General features: G+C 64.4%; 13 protein-coding genes. 7 read left to right on the forward strand and 6 right to left on the reverse strand.

Annotation, left to right across the window (positions count from 1 at the left end; genetic code table 11):
* Nucleotides 1-13: 13 nt before the first annotated feature.
* Entirely contained in the window at nucleotides 14-955 is a 942-nt protein-coding gene (gene argC / locus AC5LXX_RS30535; RefSeq protein ID WP_493412249.1) for an N-acetyl-gamma-glutamyl-phosphate reductase, read from the forward strand.
* A 111-nt stretch (nucleotides 956-1,066) separates the two neighbouring features.
* Here argC and AC5LXX_RS30540 read toward each other — a convergent pair whose 3' ends face one another.
* Nucleotides 1,067-1,990, reverse strand: a complete 924-nt coding sequence (locus AC5LXX_RS30540; RefSeq protein ID WP_493412250.1) for a LysR substrate-binding domain-containing protein — start codon at nucleotides 1,988-1,990, stop codon at nucleotides 1,067-1,069.
* A 115-nt stretch (nucleotides 1,991-2,105) separates the two neighbouring features.
* Between AC5LXX_RS30540 and AC5LXX_RS30545 the strand changes: the two genes are divergently transcribed.
* A complete protein-coding gene (locus tag AC5LXX_RS30545; protein WP_493412251.1) occupies nucleotides 2,106-3,191 on the forward strand; it encodes a tartrate dehydrogenase in 1,086 nt (361 codons plus the stop codon).
* Nucleotides 3,192-3,586: 395 nt separating this feature from the next.
* On the opposite strand, the gene AC5LXX_RS30550 is transcribed toward AC5LXX_RS30545, so the two are convergent.
* Nucleotides 3,587-4,066 carry a nuclear transport factor 2 family protein gene (locus tag AC5LXX_RS30550; RefSeq protein ID WP_124450672.1) on the reverse strand — a complete coding sequence of 160 codons (480 nt, stop codon included), beginning with the start codon at nucleotides 4,064-4,066 and terminating at the stop codon, nucleotides 3,587-3,589.
* A gap of 63 nt (nucleotides 4,067-4,129) precedes the next feature.
* Nucleotides 4,130-4,735: a TetR/AcrR family transcriptional regulator gene (locus tag AC5LXX_RS30555; protein WP_322081882.1), complete on the reverse strand. Its 606-nt coding sequence runs from the start codon at nucleotides 4,733-4,735 to the stop codon at nucleotides 4,130-4,132.
* 168 nt (nucleotides 4,736-4,903) lie between these two features.
* Here AC5LXX_RS30555 and AC5LXX_RS30560 point away from each other — a divergent pair, with 168 nt between their 5' ends.
* Both AC5LXX_RS30560 and AC5LXX_RS30565 read left to right on the forward strand, forming a co-directional pair.
* The gene (locus AC5LXX_RS30560) at nucleotides 4,904-5,542 is read left to right on the forward strand and encodes a GNAT family N-acetyltransferase (protein WP_493412252.1); all 639 of its coding nucleotides are present in this window, start codon (nucleotides 4,904-4,906) and stop codon (nucleotides 5,540-5,542) included.
* On the forward strand, nucleotides 5,539-5,955 hold the full coding sequence (locus AC5LXX_RS30565) for a hypothetical protein (protein ID WP_493412253.1): 417 nt from the start codon (nucleotides 5,539-5,541) through the stop codon (nucleotides 5,953-5,955). The genes AC5LXX_RS30560 and AC5LXX_RS30565 overlap by 4 nt, the downstream gene beginning before the upstream one ends.
* A gap of 383 nt (nucleotides 5,956-6,338) precedes the next feature.
* Here the strand turns inward: AC5LXX_RS30565 and tdh are convergent, their stop codons facing one another.
* On the reverse strand, nucleotides 6,339-7,367 hold the full coding sequence (gene tdh / locus AC5LXX_RS30570; RefSeq protein WP_047902093.1) for an L-threonine 3-dehydrogenase: 1,029 nt from the start codon (nucleotides 7,365-7,367) through the stop codon (nucleotides 6,339-6,341).
* A gap of 13 nt (nucleotides 7,368-7,380) precedes the next feature.
* On the reverse strand, nucleotides 7,381-8,580 hold the full coding sequence (locus tag AC5LXX_RS30575; protein ID WP_124450682.1) for a glycine C-acetyltransferase: 1,200 nt from the start codon (nucleotides 8,578-8,580) through the stop codon (nucleotides 7,381-7,383).
* A 161-nt stretch (nucleotides 8,581-8,741) separates the two neighbouring features.
* On the opposite strand from AC5LXX_RS30575, the gene AC5LXX_RS30580 reads away from it, so the two are divergent.
* The 3 genes from AC5LXX_RS30580 (at nucleotide 8,742) to AC5LXX_RS30590 (ending at nucleotide 10,994) form a co-directional block, all read left to right on the forward strand.
* Entirely contained in the window at nucleotides 8,742-9,353 is a 612-nt protein-coding gene (locus AC5LXX_RS30580) for a helix-turn-helix domain-containing protein (protein ID WP_493404352.1), read from the forward strand.
* Between the two features lie 141 nt (nucleotides 9,354-9,494).
* Nucleotides 9,495-9,872, forward strand: a complete 378-nt coding sequence (locus tag AC5LXX_RS30585) for a DUF2471 family protein (RefSeq protein WP_493404353.1) — start codon at nucleotides 9,495-9,497, stop codon at nucleotides 9,870-9,872.
* Nucleotides 9,873-9,974: 102 nt separating this feature from the next.
* On the forward strand, nucleotides 9,975-10,994 hold the full coding sequence (locus tag AC5LXX_RS30590) for a tyrosine-type recombinase/integrase (protein WP_493412254.1): 1,020 nt from the start codon (nucleotides 9,975-9,977) through the stop codon (nucleotides 10,992-10,994).
* Nucleotides 10,995-11,131: 137 nt separating this feature from the next.
* Here AC5LXX_RS30590 and AC5LXX_RS30595 read toward each other — a convergent pair whose 3' ends face one another.
* The gene (locus AC5LXX_RS30595; RefSeq protein WP_493412255.1) at nucleotides 11,132-12,313 is read right to left on the reverse strand and encodes a DNA-binding protein; all 1,182 of its coding nucleotides are present in this window, start codon (nucleotides 12,311-12,313) and stop codon (nucleotides 11,132-11,134) included.
* Between the last annotated feature and the right edge of the window lie 1,822 nt (nucleotides 12,314-14,135).

Below are 14,135 nucleotides of genomic sequence, written 5' to 3' on the forward strand. Positions count from 1 at the left end.
GAACACGACCATCATGAGCTTCCCCACTGTCTTCATCGACGGCGACCAGGGCACGACCGGACTGCTGATTCACGAGCGCCTGCGCGACCGCACCGACGTGCGGCTGCTCACGCTTCCGGCTGCCGAACGCAAGGACCCCGCGCGGCGTGCCGACGCGCTCAACGCATGCGATATCGCGATCCTGTGCCTGCCCGATGCGGCCGCGCGCGAAGCGGTCGACTTCATCCGGAACCCGGCGGTGCGCGTGATCGATGCGAGTTCCGCTCACCGCACGCAGCCTGAATGGGTCTATGGCTTTCCCGAGATGGCCGACGGACACGCGCGGAACATCGCGCACGCAAAGCGCGTCACCAATCCGGGCTGCTACCCGACGGGTGCGATCGGCCTGCTTCGCCCTCTGCAACAGGCCGGCTTGCTGCCGCGCGACTACCCGGTGAGCATCCATGCGATCTCCGGCTACTCGGGGGGCGGAAGGGCGGCCGTCGACGCATTCGAATCGGCTGACGCCGACGCACGCGCGCTGCCGCTGCAGGTGTACGGCCTCGCACTCGAGCACAAGCATGCCCCCGAGATCGCGCTGCACGCCGGGCTCGCGCACCGCCCGTTCTTCGTGCCGGCCTACGGTGCCTATCGACAGGGCATCGTGCTCACCATACCGATCGAGCTGCGCCTGCTTCCGGCCGGCGTGACCGGTGAGCAGCTGCATGCCTGTCTCGCGCACCATTACGCCGGTGCGCGTCACGTCGACGTCACGCCGCTTGCCGACGCGCACGCGATCACACATCTCGATCCGCAAGCGCTGAACGGCACCAATGACCTGCGGCTCGGCGTGTTCGTCAACGAAGCGCGCGGCCAGGTGCTGCTGTCCGCCGTGTTCGACAATCTCGGCAAAGGCGCATCGGGCGCAGCCGTGCAGAATCTCGACCTGATGCTCGGTGCGCCCAGCGTGGCGTGAGTCTTCCGCAGGCATCGTCGAAGGCCGGTCCGGCAAGCGGATCGGCGGTCGCATCCAGCGCTGCGTCGATGCCTGCGCACGCCTCCCGCAAAAGCTCACCTTTAGCCGAATTCAGGCCGTATCGTCACCCGCTGCGGCATCCAGGGTGGCGAGCGTCTCCGCCAGAAAGTCCACGCACACGCGCACCTTCGCCGACGCCGCGACGCGTTCCGGATACACGGCCCAGATGTTCGCGGGCTGGATCGCGTCCGGCAGCACGCGGCACAGTTCACCGCGCTCGATCAGCGGCGCAGCCTCCCAGATCGAACGCAACACGATCCCGCGTCCGGCCAGTGCCCATTGCACGGCCACCTCGCCATGGTTCGTCGACAGCGCGCCGCCGACCTTCACCGTGACCGTCTCGCCGCGCACGTTCAGCCGCCATACACCGAACGGATGGTCGCGCTCCTTGATTGCAAGACAATCGTGCGAGGCAAGATCCGCGAGCGAGCGCGGCGTGCCGCGTCGTGCGAGATAGTCGGGCGACGCGCACAGCACACGATGGTTCGCGGCGAGGCGGCGTGCGATCAGATGATCGGCGATCTCGTCGCCGATGCGCACGTCGAGGTCGTAGCCTTCGCCCGCGACGTCGACGAGCCGGTCGAACAGATCGAGCCGCACGTTCAGTTGCGGGTAGCGCGCGCTGAAGTCGAGCAGCGCCGGCGCGACGACGTGCCGGCCGAAGCCGAAGCTGCTGGAGATGCGCAGCGTGCCGCGCGGCACCGTGCGGGTGGTCGACACGTCCTCGACGAGGTGATCGACGTCGTCGAGAATCTTCTCGGCACGCGCGAACACGCGTTCGCCGGCCTCCGTGACGGTGACGCGGCGCGTCGAACGATGCAGCAGGCGCGTCCCGAGCTGCGCCTCGAGCAGCGCGATGCGCTTGCTGACGTACGCGGGCGACACCGCGAGCTGCTCGGCGGCCGCGCTGAAGCTCGTCAGGCGGACGACCAGGCTGAACACGCGCAGGTCGTCGAGATTCGGCGATTTATTCACGATTCGTGGAAAGTCGATTAACCTTTCGTGCGATTTTAATCCAGATGGAAATAAATAGAATGGTGTGACAGGCCGTTGCCTCCCCGCAGCCGGCCAACCAGCCAAGGAGATTTGCATGACCGACAAGACCTACAGGATTGCCGTGATCCCCGGCGACGGGATCGGCCGCGAAGTGATGCCCGAGGGCCTGCGCGCACTCGCCGCCGTGACCGCGCGCTTCGGCATCCGCTTCGATTTCGTCGAGATCGACTGGGCGAGCTGCGACTACTACGCGCAGCACGGCAAGATGATGCCGGACGACTGGAAGGCGCAACTGTCGGGCATGGACGCGATCCTGTTCGGCGCGGTCGGCTGGCCCGCGACGGTGCCCGATCACATCTCGCTGTGGGGCTCGCTGCTGAAATTCCGCCGCGAATTCGACCAGTACATCAACCTGCGGCCCGCGCGCCTGTTCGACGGCGTGCCATCGCCGCTCGCCGGCCGCCGCGCGGGCGACATCGACTTCATGATCGTGCGCGAGAACACCGAGGGCGAATATTCGTCGGTGGGCGGCACGATGTTCGAAGGCACCGATCGCGAAGTCGTGATGCAACAGTCGATCTTCACGCGGCACGGCACCGAGCGCGTGCTGAAATTCGCGTTCGAGCTCGCACAGCGGCGCGCGAAGCGCGTCACCGTCGCGACGAAGAGCAACGGCATCGCGATCAGCATGCCGTGGTGGGATGCGCGTGCGGCCGACATGGCCGAACGCTATCCGGAGATCGCCGTCGACAAGCAGCACATCGACATCCTGTGCGCGCGCTTCGTGCTGCAGCCGGACCGCTTCGACGTCGTCGTCGCGTCGAACCTGTTCGGCGACATCCTGTCGGATCTCGGGCCGGCCTGCACGGGCACGATCGGCATCGCGCCGTCGGCGAACCTGAACCCCGACCGCACGTTCCCGTCGCTGTTCGAGCCTGTGCACGGTTCGGCACCCGACATCGCGGGGCAATACATCGCGAACCCGATCGCGATGATCTGGTCGGCGGCGATGATGGTCGACTTCCTCGGCAACGGCGCGGGCCGCGAACGTGAAGCGCACGACACGATGATCGCCGCGATCGAGGACGTGCTGCGCACGGGGCCGCATACGCGCGATCTCGGCGGCAACGCTGGCACGCAGGAAGTGGGCGAGGCAGTCACCGCGCGGATCGCGGGCTGAAGCGCGAGGGTGATGCTCGGCGCGCGCCGGGCATCACTTCATGAATCGGTCGGCGGTGAGCAACGCACGATGCGTTTGCGCACTCGTGCAGATTCCTCGGAAGCCTGCGTGGTGAAGTCGATCCGATCGGTGAGTTGCATGTCATGCGCGCACACACCGATCGTCGACGCTTCACCGATGCGATCGGTGAGATGCATCACACGATGAAGCACACCGCTGCACGTCAACATGCCTGCTTTACCCGTGCGATGCCGCGTCGATCTGCTCGAAGCACACAGTCCGACACGCCATTTCACCGCGTCCCGAAAAATCTCACCTCAGCGCAGCGACTCCCGAATTTCCTCACCATTGGACCGCGGTGATGCGTTCGCCGCGCCGCTGAATCGACGTGAACCTCACAGCCCGAGGTCGGACAGCCCCGGATGATCGTCCGGACGACGACCGAGCGGCCAGTGATAAAGACGGTCGGCCTCGCGAATCGGCAGATCATTGATGCTCGCGTGACGATGCGCCATCAGGCCGTTTTCGTCGAACTCCCAGTTCTCGTTGCCGTACGAGCGGAACCAGTTGCCCGCATCGTCATGCCATTCGTACGCAAAGCGCACCGCGATGCGATTGCCGTCGAACGCCCACAGCTCCTTGATCAGACGGTAGTCGAGCTCGCGCGCCCACTTGCGCTGCAGCAGCCCGACGATCTCGTCGCGGCCCGTCACGAACTCGGCACGATTGCGCCACCGGCTCTGCGGCGTATAGGCGAGCGACACGCGCTGCGGGTCGCGCGTGTTCCACCCGTCCTCGGCGGCGCGCACCTTCTGGCGCGCCGTTTCGAGCGTGAAGGGCGGAACGGGTGGGCGGACTTCGGGGGAATCGGACATGAGTTGCTCCTGTTCAGGTTCTGGCCGCGAATGAACGCGGCCGGTTCGGATTCGCTGCGTCGGCTACCGCGACACGGTATCGAGCAGCAGTTCGGCCGTCGCGCGCGCATCGCGCGCGGCGTTTGCATCGCCGCTGACAAGCGCCACGCCGATCGCGCCGTCGATCAGCACGAGCCACTGGCGTGCGATGCGCGCAAGCCCACGACGCTCGATGCCGGCTTCGTCGGCATACGCATCGAAGCGCTCGCGCACGAACGCCAGCAACCGTGCCTTGTGTTCGCGCGCGACGACACGCACGGGATCGTCGGCGTCGGGGATCTCGCCCGATGCGTTCAGGAACGCGCAGCCGTGAAAATCGGGCTGCCCGAACCAGTCGCGCAGCACGTCGAACATGCCGAGCAGCTGCGTGCGCGGCGCCTTGCCGCGCGCCAGCGTGGCGTCGACGAACCAGCGCATCCAGCGTTCGTCGCGACGTTCGAGCGCGGCGACCACCAGCGCCTCTTTCGATTCGAAGTGCGAATAAAAGCTCTTTCGTGCCGCACCGGAGCGCTTGACGATCGCATCGACACCCGTTGCATGGATGCCGCCCGAATAGATCAGCGCTTCGGCCGCGTCGAGCAGCCGGTCGCGAACGCCCGGTTCGCCGGAGGAGTCGTGAGGTGTATTCATGGGTTTACGGTAGAACGATCGTTCTCCGTCGTCAATACCCATGTGAAAAACCCTGTCGGCGAGAGGGCTGAAGCGCGGCCTGGCGGCGCACGTTTACGACATTTTTTCTTGAAGCCGATACGGGACGCTCACTACACTTCGGTCACCCTGTCTGTGCACAAGGACATCATGCAGCGACCGGAATCCGCGCGCCCCGCGCGCGCCTATGCGGCTTATGCGAAGCGGCTCGACGGCCGCGTCGTCGTGCGGCGCTTCGATCCGCGCAGCGATTCGTACGACGCACTGACCGCGCTGCTGCATCGCGCGTTCGCGCCGCTCGGCGCACTGGGCTTCAATTGCCCGGGCGTCGATCAGCCGGCGTCGGCGACGCGCGAACGCATGCTCACCGGCGAGTGCTTCGTCGCGCTCGGCAACGCGCATCTGGTCGCGACGATGACGCTGCAGTCGCACGATCCCGATTCCCGCTGCGATCCGTATCGCAGCCGGCGCGTCGCGACGCTCGGCCAGCTGGCCGTCGATCCCGTCTGGCAGGACCGCGGCATCGGTCGTTCACTGCTCGCGTTTGCACAACATCGGGCCGCCGCGCGCGGCGCGACGCACCTGGCGCTCGACGCGCCGCATGCGGCGGTCCGGCTCATCGATTTCTATCGCCGCGAAGGATTTCAGTCGGTCGACGTGATGCGTTTTCCGGGACACAACTACGACAGCGCGATCCTGTGCAAGGCCGTCAGCATCGCGAACGACCGCGTGCGCGCGGTCGGCACGGTGCAGATCGAGGTCGCACGGCAAGCCGGTGCGGCGTCATGAGACACGAGGTGCCGAAGCGCGACAACGACGGCGACCGCGCCCGGCTCGACGCCCGGCAGGCCCGCGTGCGTGCCGCACTGCGGCTGCGCGGCGTGATGAAGCTGACGATCGTCACGATTGCGGTCGCGCAGGCGCTGGCGTTCGCGTTCGAAAGCCTGCTGGTCGCGGCCGGATTCGCGCCGGACGCCGCGGCGGTGCTGCTGTTCCGCTTCGTGACGTGTGCGCTCGTCAGCTTCTGGCTGCAGGCCGATGCATTGCGTGCGTATCAGCACGCGGCGCAGCACGGGTTCATCACGATTCCCGGCACGCATGGCGATCCGGTCGACGTTGTGCCGCAGTGCCCGAAGCGCTGGCTCGTCGTGTTGAATCTTCAGCTCGAACCGCGATGGATGAAGGGTGAACGGAGCAAGTAGCGATCCGCGCACCGTTGGACGAAGTGCGTCATGCGCACGAGTGAGTCGCAACGAGGTTCGCGGGCTCACGGTTGATGTTCCGATTCAGCTCGGCGTCGCGTGCGGTGCGTCGCGAACGATCGCCTGGCCAGCGAAGTAGCGATGCATGTGGAAGAGCGTGGAAGGGTGCGGAAGGGACTATGCGAAGCAAAGGCAGACAGGTGAAGCGAACGTGCGATTGCAGTTCACCGATGCGGAATCGCGTCGCGATTCGGCGCGCAAACACAGCTCCCGAATAATCTCACCTCAAGCGTTGAATCACGCGCTTCGGTGCGACGGTACGCACGTAAACGAAAGCGGGGCAGGCGGCCAACGTGCCGCGCTGCCCCGTCTCGACACTCGACTCAGGCCGTCCAGTCGAGAATCACCTTGCCGCTTTCGCCGGACAGCATCGCGGCGAAGCCTTTCTCGTAATCGTCGGCCGCGAAGCGATGCGTGATGATCGGCGACAGGTCGAGACCGCTCTGCAGCATCGCGACCATCTTGTACCAGGTCTCGAACATCTCGCGGCCGTAGATGCCCTTGATCTCGAGCCCCTTGAAGATCACCTGGTTCCAGTCGATCGCCGTCTGCGCGGGCGGGATGCCGAGCAGCGCGACCTTGCCGCCGTGGTTCATCGCCTCGAGCATGCTCGTGAACGCGCTCGGTACGCCCGACATCTCGAGACCGACGTCGAAGCCTTCGGTCATGTGCAGGTCGGCCATCACGTCGCGCAGCGACTCGCGTGCGACGTTGACCGCGCGCGTCGCGCCCATCTTGCGCGCGAGCTCGAGCCGGTAGTCGTTGATGTCGGTGATCACGACGTTGCGCGCGCCGACGTGCTTCGCGATCGCGACGGCCATGATGCCGATCGGACCCGCGCCAGTGATCAGCACGTCCTCGCCGACGAGGTTGAACGACAGCGCCGTGTGCGTCGCGTTGCCGAACGGGTCGAAGATCGACGCGAGATCGTCGGAGATCTCCGGCGGAATCTTGAACGCGTTGAACGCCGGGATCGCCAGATACTCGGCGAACGCGCCTTCGCGGTTCACGCCGACGCCGACCGTGTTGCGGCATAGATGCCGGCGCCCCGCGCGGCAGTTGCGGCAGAAACCGCACGTGATGTGGCCTTCGCCGGACACGCGATCGCCGATCGCGAAGCCGCGCACTTCCTGCCCCATCTCGACGATCTCGCCGACATATTCGTGACCGACGTGCATCGGCACGGGAATCGTCTTCTGCGCCCAGTCGTCCCACTTCCAGATATGGATGTCGGTGCCGCAGATCGCCGTGCGGCGGATCTTGATCAGCACGTCGTTGTGGCCGACTTCGGGACGCTTCACGCGCGTGAGCGTCAGGCCGGGGCCGCGTTCGAGCTTTGCCAGTGCTTTCATGGTCGCGCCTCCGTCAGATGATGCCGAGCGACTTGCCGACGCGCACGAACGCGGCGACCGTCTGGTCGATCTGCTCGGGCGTATGCGCGGCGCTCATCTGCGTGCGGATGCGCGCGCGGCCGCGCGGCACGACGGGGAACGAGAAGCCGATCACGTAGACGCCTTCGCCGAGCAGCTTGTCGGCCATGTTCGTCGCGAGCTGCGCGTCGCCGAGCATCACCGGGATGATCGGGTGTGCGCCGGGCACGAGCGTGAAGCCGGCTTCGGTCATCTGCTGGCGGAACCGCGCGCCGTTCTCGCGCACGCGCTCGCGCAGCTTCGCGCCTTCGTCGCTGCCGAGCAGTTCCAGCACCTTCAGCGATGCCGCGGCGATGCTCGGTGTGAGCGTGTTCGAGAACAGATACGGGCGCGAGCGCTGGCGCAGCAGCTCGATCACCTCGCGACGCGCGGCGACATAGCCGCCCGATGCACCGCCGAGCGCCTTCCCGAGCGTGCCCGTGATGATGTCGACGCGGCCTTCGACGCCGCAGTACTCCGGCGTGCCGCGACCGTGCGTGCCGATGAAGCCGACCGCGTGCGAATCGTCGACCATCACGAGCGCGCCGTAGCGATCGGCGAGATCGCAGATGCCTTTCAGGTCGGCGATGATGCCGTCCATCGAGAACACGCCGTCGGTCGCGATCAGCTTGTGACGCGCGCCCGCCGCATCGGCTTCCTTGAGCTTCGCCTCGAGGTCGGCCAGGTCGTTGTTCTTGTAGCGGAAGCGCTTCGCCTTGCAGAGGCGAATGCCGTCGATGATGCTCGCGTGGTTCAGCTCGTCGCTGATGATCGCGTCGTTCTCGTCGAGCAGCGTCTCGAACAGCCCGCCGTTCGCGTCGAAGCAGCTCGAATAGAGGATGCTGTCCTCGGTGCCGAGAAACGCGGCCAGCGCGCTTTCCAGTTGCTTGTGGACGGTTTGCGTGCCGCAGATGAAGCGGACCGATGCCATGCCGAAGCCGTCCTGGTCGAGGCCGGCCTTCGCCGCCGCGATCAGGCGCGAATCGTTCGCCAGACCCAGATAGTTGTTCGCGCAGAAATTGAGCACGCCGGCACCGCCGGCGAGCCGCACGGCTGCCGCCTGGGGACTCGCGATCTCGCGCTCGGTCTTGTAAAAACCGTCCGCGCGGATCTGGTCGAGCGTCCCGCGCACCTGGGCGAGAAAGGCATCACGCATCGCAAAGCTCCTGACAGGGATTCGCATTCCGCGGCGCACCGCTCGTGGCGGCGGCGCAACGGCCTGCTACTGTTATAGTCGGTCGTTCGGTTGACCGCATTTATCCGATATTCCGAACTAGAATTCGAAATATCGAACAACTCTAAGCGAACGGAATCCAAATGGCAAGTTCCTCCGGGCCGCGGCGCACGCCTGCCGGCGCCGCGCCGCAGCCGCCGGCCATCACACCGCCGCGTGTGGGCGAGCAGATCCAGCGGCTGCGCAACGAGCGCAAGCTGACGCTCGACGACCTGTCGCGCGCGGCCGGCGTATCGAAATCGATGCTCTCCGAGATCGAACGCGACAAGGCCAACCCGACGATCGCCGTTGCGTGGCGGCTGACGAATGCGCTCGGCATCACGCTCGACGAGCTGTTTTCGCAGCCGAAGGCGCCCGAGACGATCCGGGTGGACGGCCCGCACGACATCCCGACGCTCGCCGGCCACGACGGCCGGTACCAGTTGCGCGTATGGGGCCCGATCGACCTCGCCGGCAAGTTCGAATGGTACGAACTGACGCTGCCGGGCGGCGGCGCACTGGTGTCGAACGCGCACGAACCCGGCACGCGCGAGCACCTCACCGTGCTGCAGGGCGCGATGGAAATCGAAGCCGCGGCGGCCAGCCGGCGCCTGAAGGTGGGCGACACCGCACGCTACCCGGCCGACGAGCCGCACGCGATCCGCAACCCCGGCAAGGCCGAAGCGCGGGCATTGCTGATCGTGATCCATCGCTGACGACGCGGATAGTCGGCCAAAAGGTCAATCGCAGGCCAGTTGCGGAAAATACTGTATGTTTGTACAGTATACGGACATTCCGCCATGCACGGGCTGGAGCCGGCGCACCGAGGCGCCCGCCCCGGTCGACAGGAGCCTGCAATGACAGAAGAACAAGATTTGGCCGCGCTCAGCTTCAAGGCTGCCGCGCATGATCTCGAGCTGATCGTCCGGCATATCGCCGGGCGCTACATCCGCCAGCGCGTGCCGCTCACGTGGCGCCTGCTGCACGCGATCGAAGCCGAGGCGCTCGCCGATCTCGGCTTTGCCAGCCGGCACGACGCCGGCATGCGTCAATTATTCGAACGGCCGTCGGACATGACGTTTCCCGAAACGGACGATCCGATCGACTTCGGGCGCTCGAATGCGCTGCCCGCCGTCTTTTCGTTCGCGGTCCTCGCGTACGAAGCCGCGGCAACGTCGCACGACACGGCACCACGCGAGCGCGCTCACCGTCAGTCCAAGGCGTGGGGCGACTGACGGCCACGCTCCGGCCGCGGCGCACGGCGGCCGGTTCAGTCCCTTGCTGCCCGACATGTTGCGGAAAGGGCTACCATATACGCAACTAACGGAATTAACACCATGTCCCTTCCCGCTTCTCCCGACACCGCTGCACGCCCGGAAGAAAAGGATCTGTTCGACCGCGGTGCATCCGACTGGATCCTCTCGCCAGAAACCGCGTTCGACGCGTGGCTCGCGATGCAGGACTATCGCCGTTCGTCAGCCGACGTCTATCGCGCGCAATGGGGCGCCTTTCTCGCGTGGATGCGTGCGCATCAGAAGAATCTGGCCACGGTCGACACGGCCACCATTGCAAACTTCGTCGGCGAATTGCCGATCAAGAAAACGCAGCGCATGCGCTATTTGCGGCTGATCGAGCGTGTGCTCGACCACATCCGGCGTACCGAATACGCATCGACCAACCCGGCCCGTTTCATTGCTCAGGATGGCGAAGCGAACTGGCGCCAGGCACGCGACAACGAACCAACCGGTTTCCTCACGCCGGCCGAACGCGCGACGTTGCTCGCCTATCTGTTTTCACCGATCGGTGTATCGGGTGCCGCTTACTGGAAAGAGCGGCGCGACCGCGCGCTCGTTGCCGCGTTCCTCGGTGCCGGCATCAAGACGGGCGAAGCACGTGCCCTCACGATTAGTTGCATCAATACGACCGGCACGTCGTTGCAGATCGAGTCGACGCATCCGGATTACGCGCGCGAAACCCATCTGGCCTCGTTTGCGATCGCGCTGCTCGAAGCATGGCTGACCGAGCGCAAGCGCCAGGAGATCCCGGGAGAACTCGTGTTCCCCGCATCGCATGCCGGACGGCCGATGCACAAGGCCACGATGCTGCGCGCGATCGACGCGATCGTCGAATCGGCCGGGCTCACGTCGTCGCGCACCGCGCGCGCGAGCCCGCAAACGCTGCGCAATACCTATGCGGCCGAGCTGTTCGAACACGACGTGCCGCCCGAGCGCGTCGGCAAATGGCTGGGCTTCATGCGGCCGATCTCGTCGAACCGCCTGCATCGCGCATGGAAGAACTGGCGCGATGGCTTGGCCGACCACAACGGTGACGCGACCGACACCGACGAAACTCACTGATAAGGAAGCGGCTGCTCACGCGACACGATCCGTGAGCAGCCTTGCGTGGCACAGCCTCACCGTTTCACAGCTCCCGAAAAACCTCACCTCAAGCATCCCGGATCGTCTCACCTGTGCACGCGCTGCCGATCTCCGGGTCAGGAATGCGCAAAGCGCGCGACGGCTTCGAACCGCGACGGCCACGCGCCCGACGCGTGTTCGCATTCCGGGCACGCCACTTCAAACCCTTCGTCACCGTGCGACAGTTCCGGCTCCCCATCGCAATGCGGGCACCGGGCCGGCACCGGAATATCGTGATCCAGCGTGGTACCGATCGCGGAAAACGCTTCCGCATCCAGTTGCCCGGCATCGGCCAGGCGCCGGATCAGTGCGGCGATTTCCGGATTCATCCCTCGGCTCGCACGTAACGAACTCACGTCGCGCGTCGCGCGTTCCAGTTCATCGCCCTGCGTGCGCAGCTGTTCTTCGAGCCGATCCGCGCGGGCCTTGGCCGAACTCAATTGCTGCAGGAAATCGAATTCCTTGCGCTGTACGTCGCGCAAGCCACTCTGGTAGGTCGACGCCATGCTGCGCAACGAATCCAGCTCGACCAGCATCGGCTTCACGCGGCGTTCGGCTTCGGCCACGGCGTCCTTGATTTGCTGCGCGTAGTGTTCCGTGCGCTGCTGCAATTCGGCTTGCAACGCATCGATGCGGTCGCGGAGCGTCGCGTTTTGCGCCTGCTCGGTGTCGATGCGGGCCGCTGCCGCGGCGAGTTCCTTCTCCAGTCGGGCGACTGTGGTGAGTAACGTCGCTTCGCTTGCCGAACCGTGCGTCGATTGCGACGCGAGTTGAACCTCGAGTTCGGTCACGCGGGCCTGCAGCTGTTCGTTTCGGGTTTCGCCGCGGGAGAGCGCCGCTTCGAGCGTTTCCTGGCGGACGGTTGCGTCGCGCAACCGCTGCTCGGCGTCGGCCACGCTGGCCCGAACCTGTTCGCGATCGCTATCGAGACTGTCGCGGGCTGCTTTCAGTGCTTCTTCATAGAGTGCGCCGAGCAATGCGCCGGCTTTTTCCTCGACGGCCTTCGGGATGGCTGCCCCGTCGAGCCGGATCTTGGACGCGGAACGGATGCGCTCCCAGAAATGGTCGATATCTTTCGGAATGTCGCTGGCGCTGCCGGTCTGGGTGAGATCGCGGACATTGGCGGCCGACGGGCGGATGCCGAGATCGAAGAACAAACGCTTGCAGGCATGCAGCGACAACTCCTGACGGCGTGCACCGCTGGCACGCAGCGATTCCAGTTCGTCGCGAATGACTTGGCGCATTTCGTCCAGGGTCATGACAGTGCTCACAGACATTGAAATGTGGCAATCATAACGAAATACGTATTTCCTGATACTTGTTTTGTGCAGACGTGGTGAATTTACGTCGCTTCGCACAGAAATCGGCTCTGTGAGCCGATCTGGTCGACTGTGCTCAAGGATTCCGTGAAACAAAGCGAAGAAAATCAGCCAAGTCTTTGTCTTACAAGCATTTTCCTGCAGACCCCGAATTTCGGCATTTGTTTCACATGACAGCGGATCCTGTTGCCTGTGGGTGTTCAGGGGTTGGGGTGTCTGTGGAAAACTCGTCAGCCGATGTCTTGAGAGTATTAGAAGTAAACACCCTTGAACCCTTAGTTAAAAACGTTAACGCCACGGCACAGCCTTACGTAGCAAGGCTTTCCGGCCGACAAGGTGAAGTTTTACGGGAGCCAAGGTGATCTTCTGCGGGAGCTGACGTGATGGGGTTCAGGGAGCAGCGTGAGCCGTTGCAGGAAAGGTCGTGAGCGGATTCGGGATCACAGTGAAACACGAGATTTCCCAAAGGTGAGGGTTTTCGGGGCCGCACAGCCACAGAACCCGCGCTGTGCCTGACTGCACAGTTTTCTGCCTGTGCAGACACAGGTGAGAACTTGCAGGACCTTCTTCGTGCCCCGATTCTGCCCATCTTTTGGGCAGTTTTGGCGAAAGGTGAGGTTTCACGGGACTCCGCGGGATTTTGCTGTGAGGATTTCCGGGAAACGATCGCCATTTTGCACAGCAAAAGTGCGCACAGGGGCCTGTGATGTCCTAAAGGTGAGGTTTTTCGGGAGGGAAATCCGGGTTTTCCTGTCCTGATCCCGCTAAGGTGAGCTTTTTCGGGGCATGGATCACAGGCCGTGCACGCGCCCATAGGTGAGGCTTTTCGGGAATGGAATTTGCCCGAAAAATGGTCAAAGGTGAGGTTTTTCGGGACCAGTGATCGGCCGGATTCGCCGAAAAGCCCGCCAGGACTGGAAGAAATCTCGTTTTTGCTGTGCCACTTTTTGGCACAGGTGAGATTTTTCGGGGGCCGACATACCGTTGTCGTCTGAAGGATTCCCGTCGAAAGGTGAGGCTTTTCGGGGGATGTCTGCGGTGCACAGCCAAATGCCTTCCGAGCATAAGTATCGGAACGCATTGAGGTTTTTGATACTGTGGCGGTTACGGTGAGGTTTTTCGGGAGCCATTTCCGTGCCCATTGCGGCACAGCATTTTTTTGGAAAGGTGAGCGTTTTCGGGAGGCTTCGCCAGCCAATCCCGCGCGTGCCGGGCATTCGTCGGCATCCGGACGAATGGACATGCTGTGCTCAAGGTGAGTATTTTCGGGACCTGATCCTATTGGTGCGCTGTACAATGCGCGCCCGGCCCTGCAAATCAGGTCCGGTCGGGCCGTACGGGCCGGTTTCAGCGGTGTCTTTTCGCAGGCCGGACCCGATTCCTGTCCCCCTGCGAACCGTGCCTGTACATGCATACAGGCCGCCGTGGGGCGATCGGGGACGCACAGCGACGGACAATCGCAACCCTGTGCAAAACGCACGGTCGTGCAGTCGCAAAATTACGACAAATCGAAAGGTGAGCCGATACGGGAGCGAATTCCGCACGTGTCGTGCACAGGTGAAATTCTGTGAATCCGCGCATCCCGCGGCACGTCTGGAAGAGTCCGGAACGCTGCAATGGCGGACCGGTGAGGGTTTTCGGGAGTGGTTGGGGTGAGCGCCGTTTTGTATGTGCGCTTCACCGGCTATGGTGAGCATGTCGTTCTGGACGCACATCACCGCAGGCGCTATCCTTCCGGGAAACTTCACCTCCGACCCGACGT

The organism is Burkholderia torrens (assembly GCF_984668525.1).

Bases quoted from the DNA above. Each gene is read 5' to 3' on its own strand.
- argC (WP_493412249.1), top strand. From the start codon at position 14: ATGAGCTTCCCCACTGTCTTCATCGACGGCGACCAGGGCACGACCGGA.
- AC5LXX_RS30545 (WP_493412251.1), top strand. From the start codon at position 2,106: ATGACCGACAAGACCTACAGGATTGCCGTGATCCCCGGCGACGGGATC.
- AC5LXX_RS30550 (WP_124450672.1), bottom strand. From the start codon at position 4,066: ATGTCCGATTCCCCCGAAGTCCGCCCACCCGTTCCGCCCTTCACGCTC.
- AC5LXX_RS30555 (WP_322081882.1), bottom strand. From the start codon at position 4,735: ATGAATACACCTCACGACTCCTCCGGCGAACCGGGCGTTCGCGACCGG.
- AC5LXX_RS30560 (WP_493412252.1), top strand. From the start codon at position 4,904: ATGCAGCGACCGGAATCCGCGCGCCCCGCGCGCGCCTATGCGGCTTAT.
- AC5LXX_RS30565 (WP_493412253.1), top strand. From the start codon at position 5,539: ATGAGACACGAGGTGCCGAAGCGCGACAACGACGGCGACCGCGCCCGG.
- tdh (WP_047902093.1), bottom strand. From the start codon at position 7,367: ATGAAAGCACTGGCAAAGCTCGAACGCGGCCCCGGCCTGACGCTCACG.
- AC5LXX_RS30575 (WP_124450682.1), bottom strand. From the start codon at position 8,580: ATGCGTGATGCCTTTCTCGCCCAGGTGCGCGGGACGCTCGACCAGATC.
- AC5LXX_RS30580 (WP_493404352.1), top strand. From the start codon at position 8,742: ATGGCAAGTTCCTCCGGGCCGCGGCGCACGCCTGCCGGCGCCGCGCCG.
- AC5LXX_RS30585 (WP_493404353.1), top strand. From the start codon at position 9,495: ATGACAGAAGAACAAGATTTGGCCGCGCTCAGCTTCAAGGCTGCCGCG.
- AC5LXX_RS30590 (WP_493412254.1), top strand. From the start codon at position 9,975: ATGTCCCTTCCCGCTTCTCCCGACACCGCTGCACGCCCGGAAGAAAAG.
- AC5LXX_RS30595 (WP_493412255.1), bottom strand. From the start codon at position 12,313: ATGACCCTGGACGAAATGCGCCAAGTCATTCGCGACGAACTGGAATCG.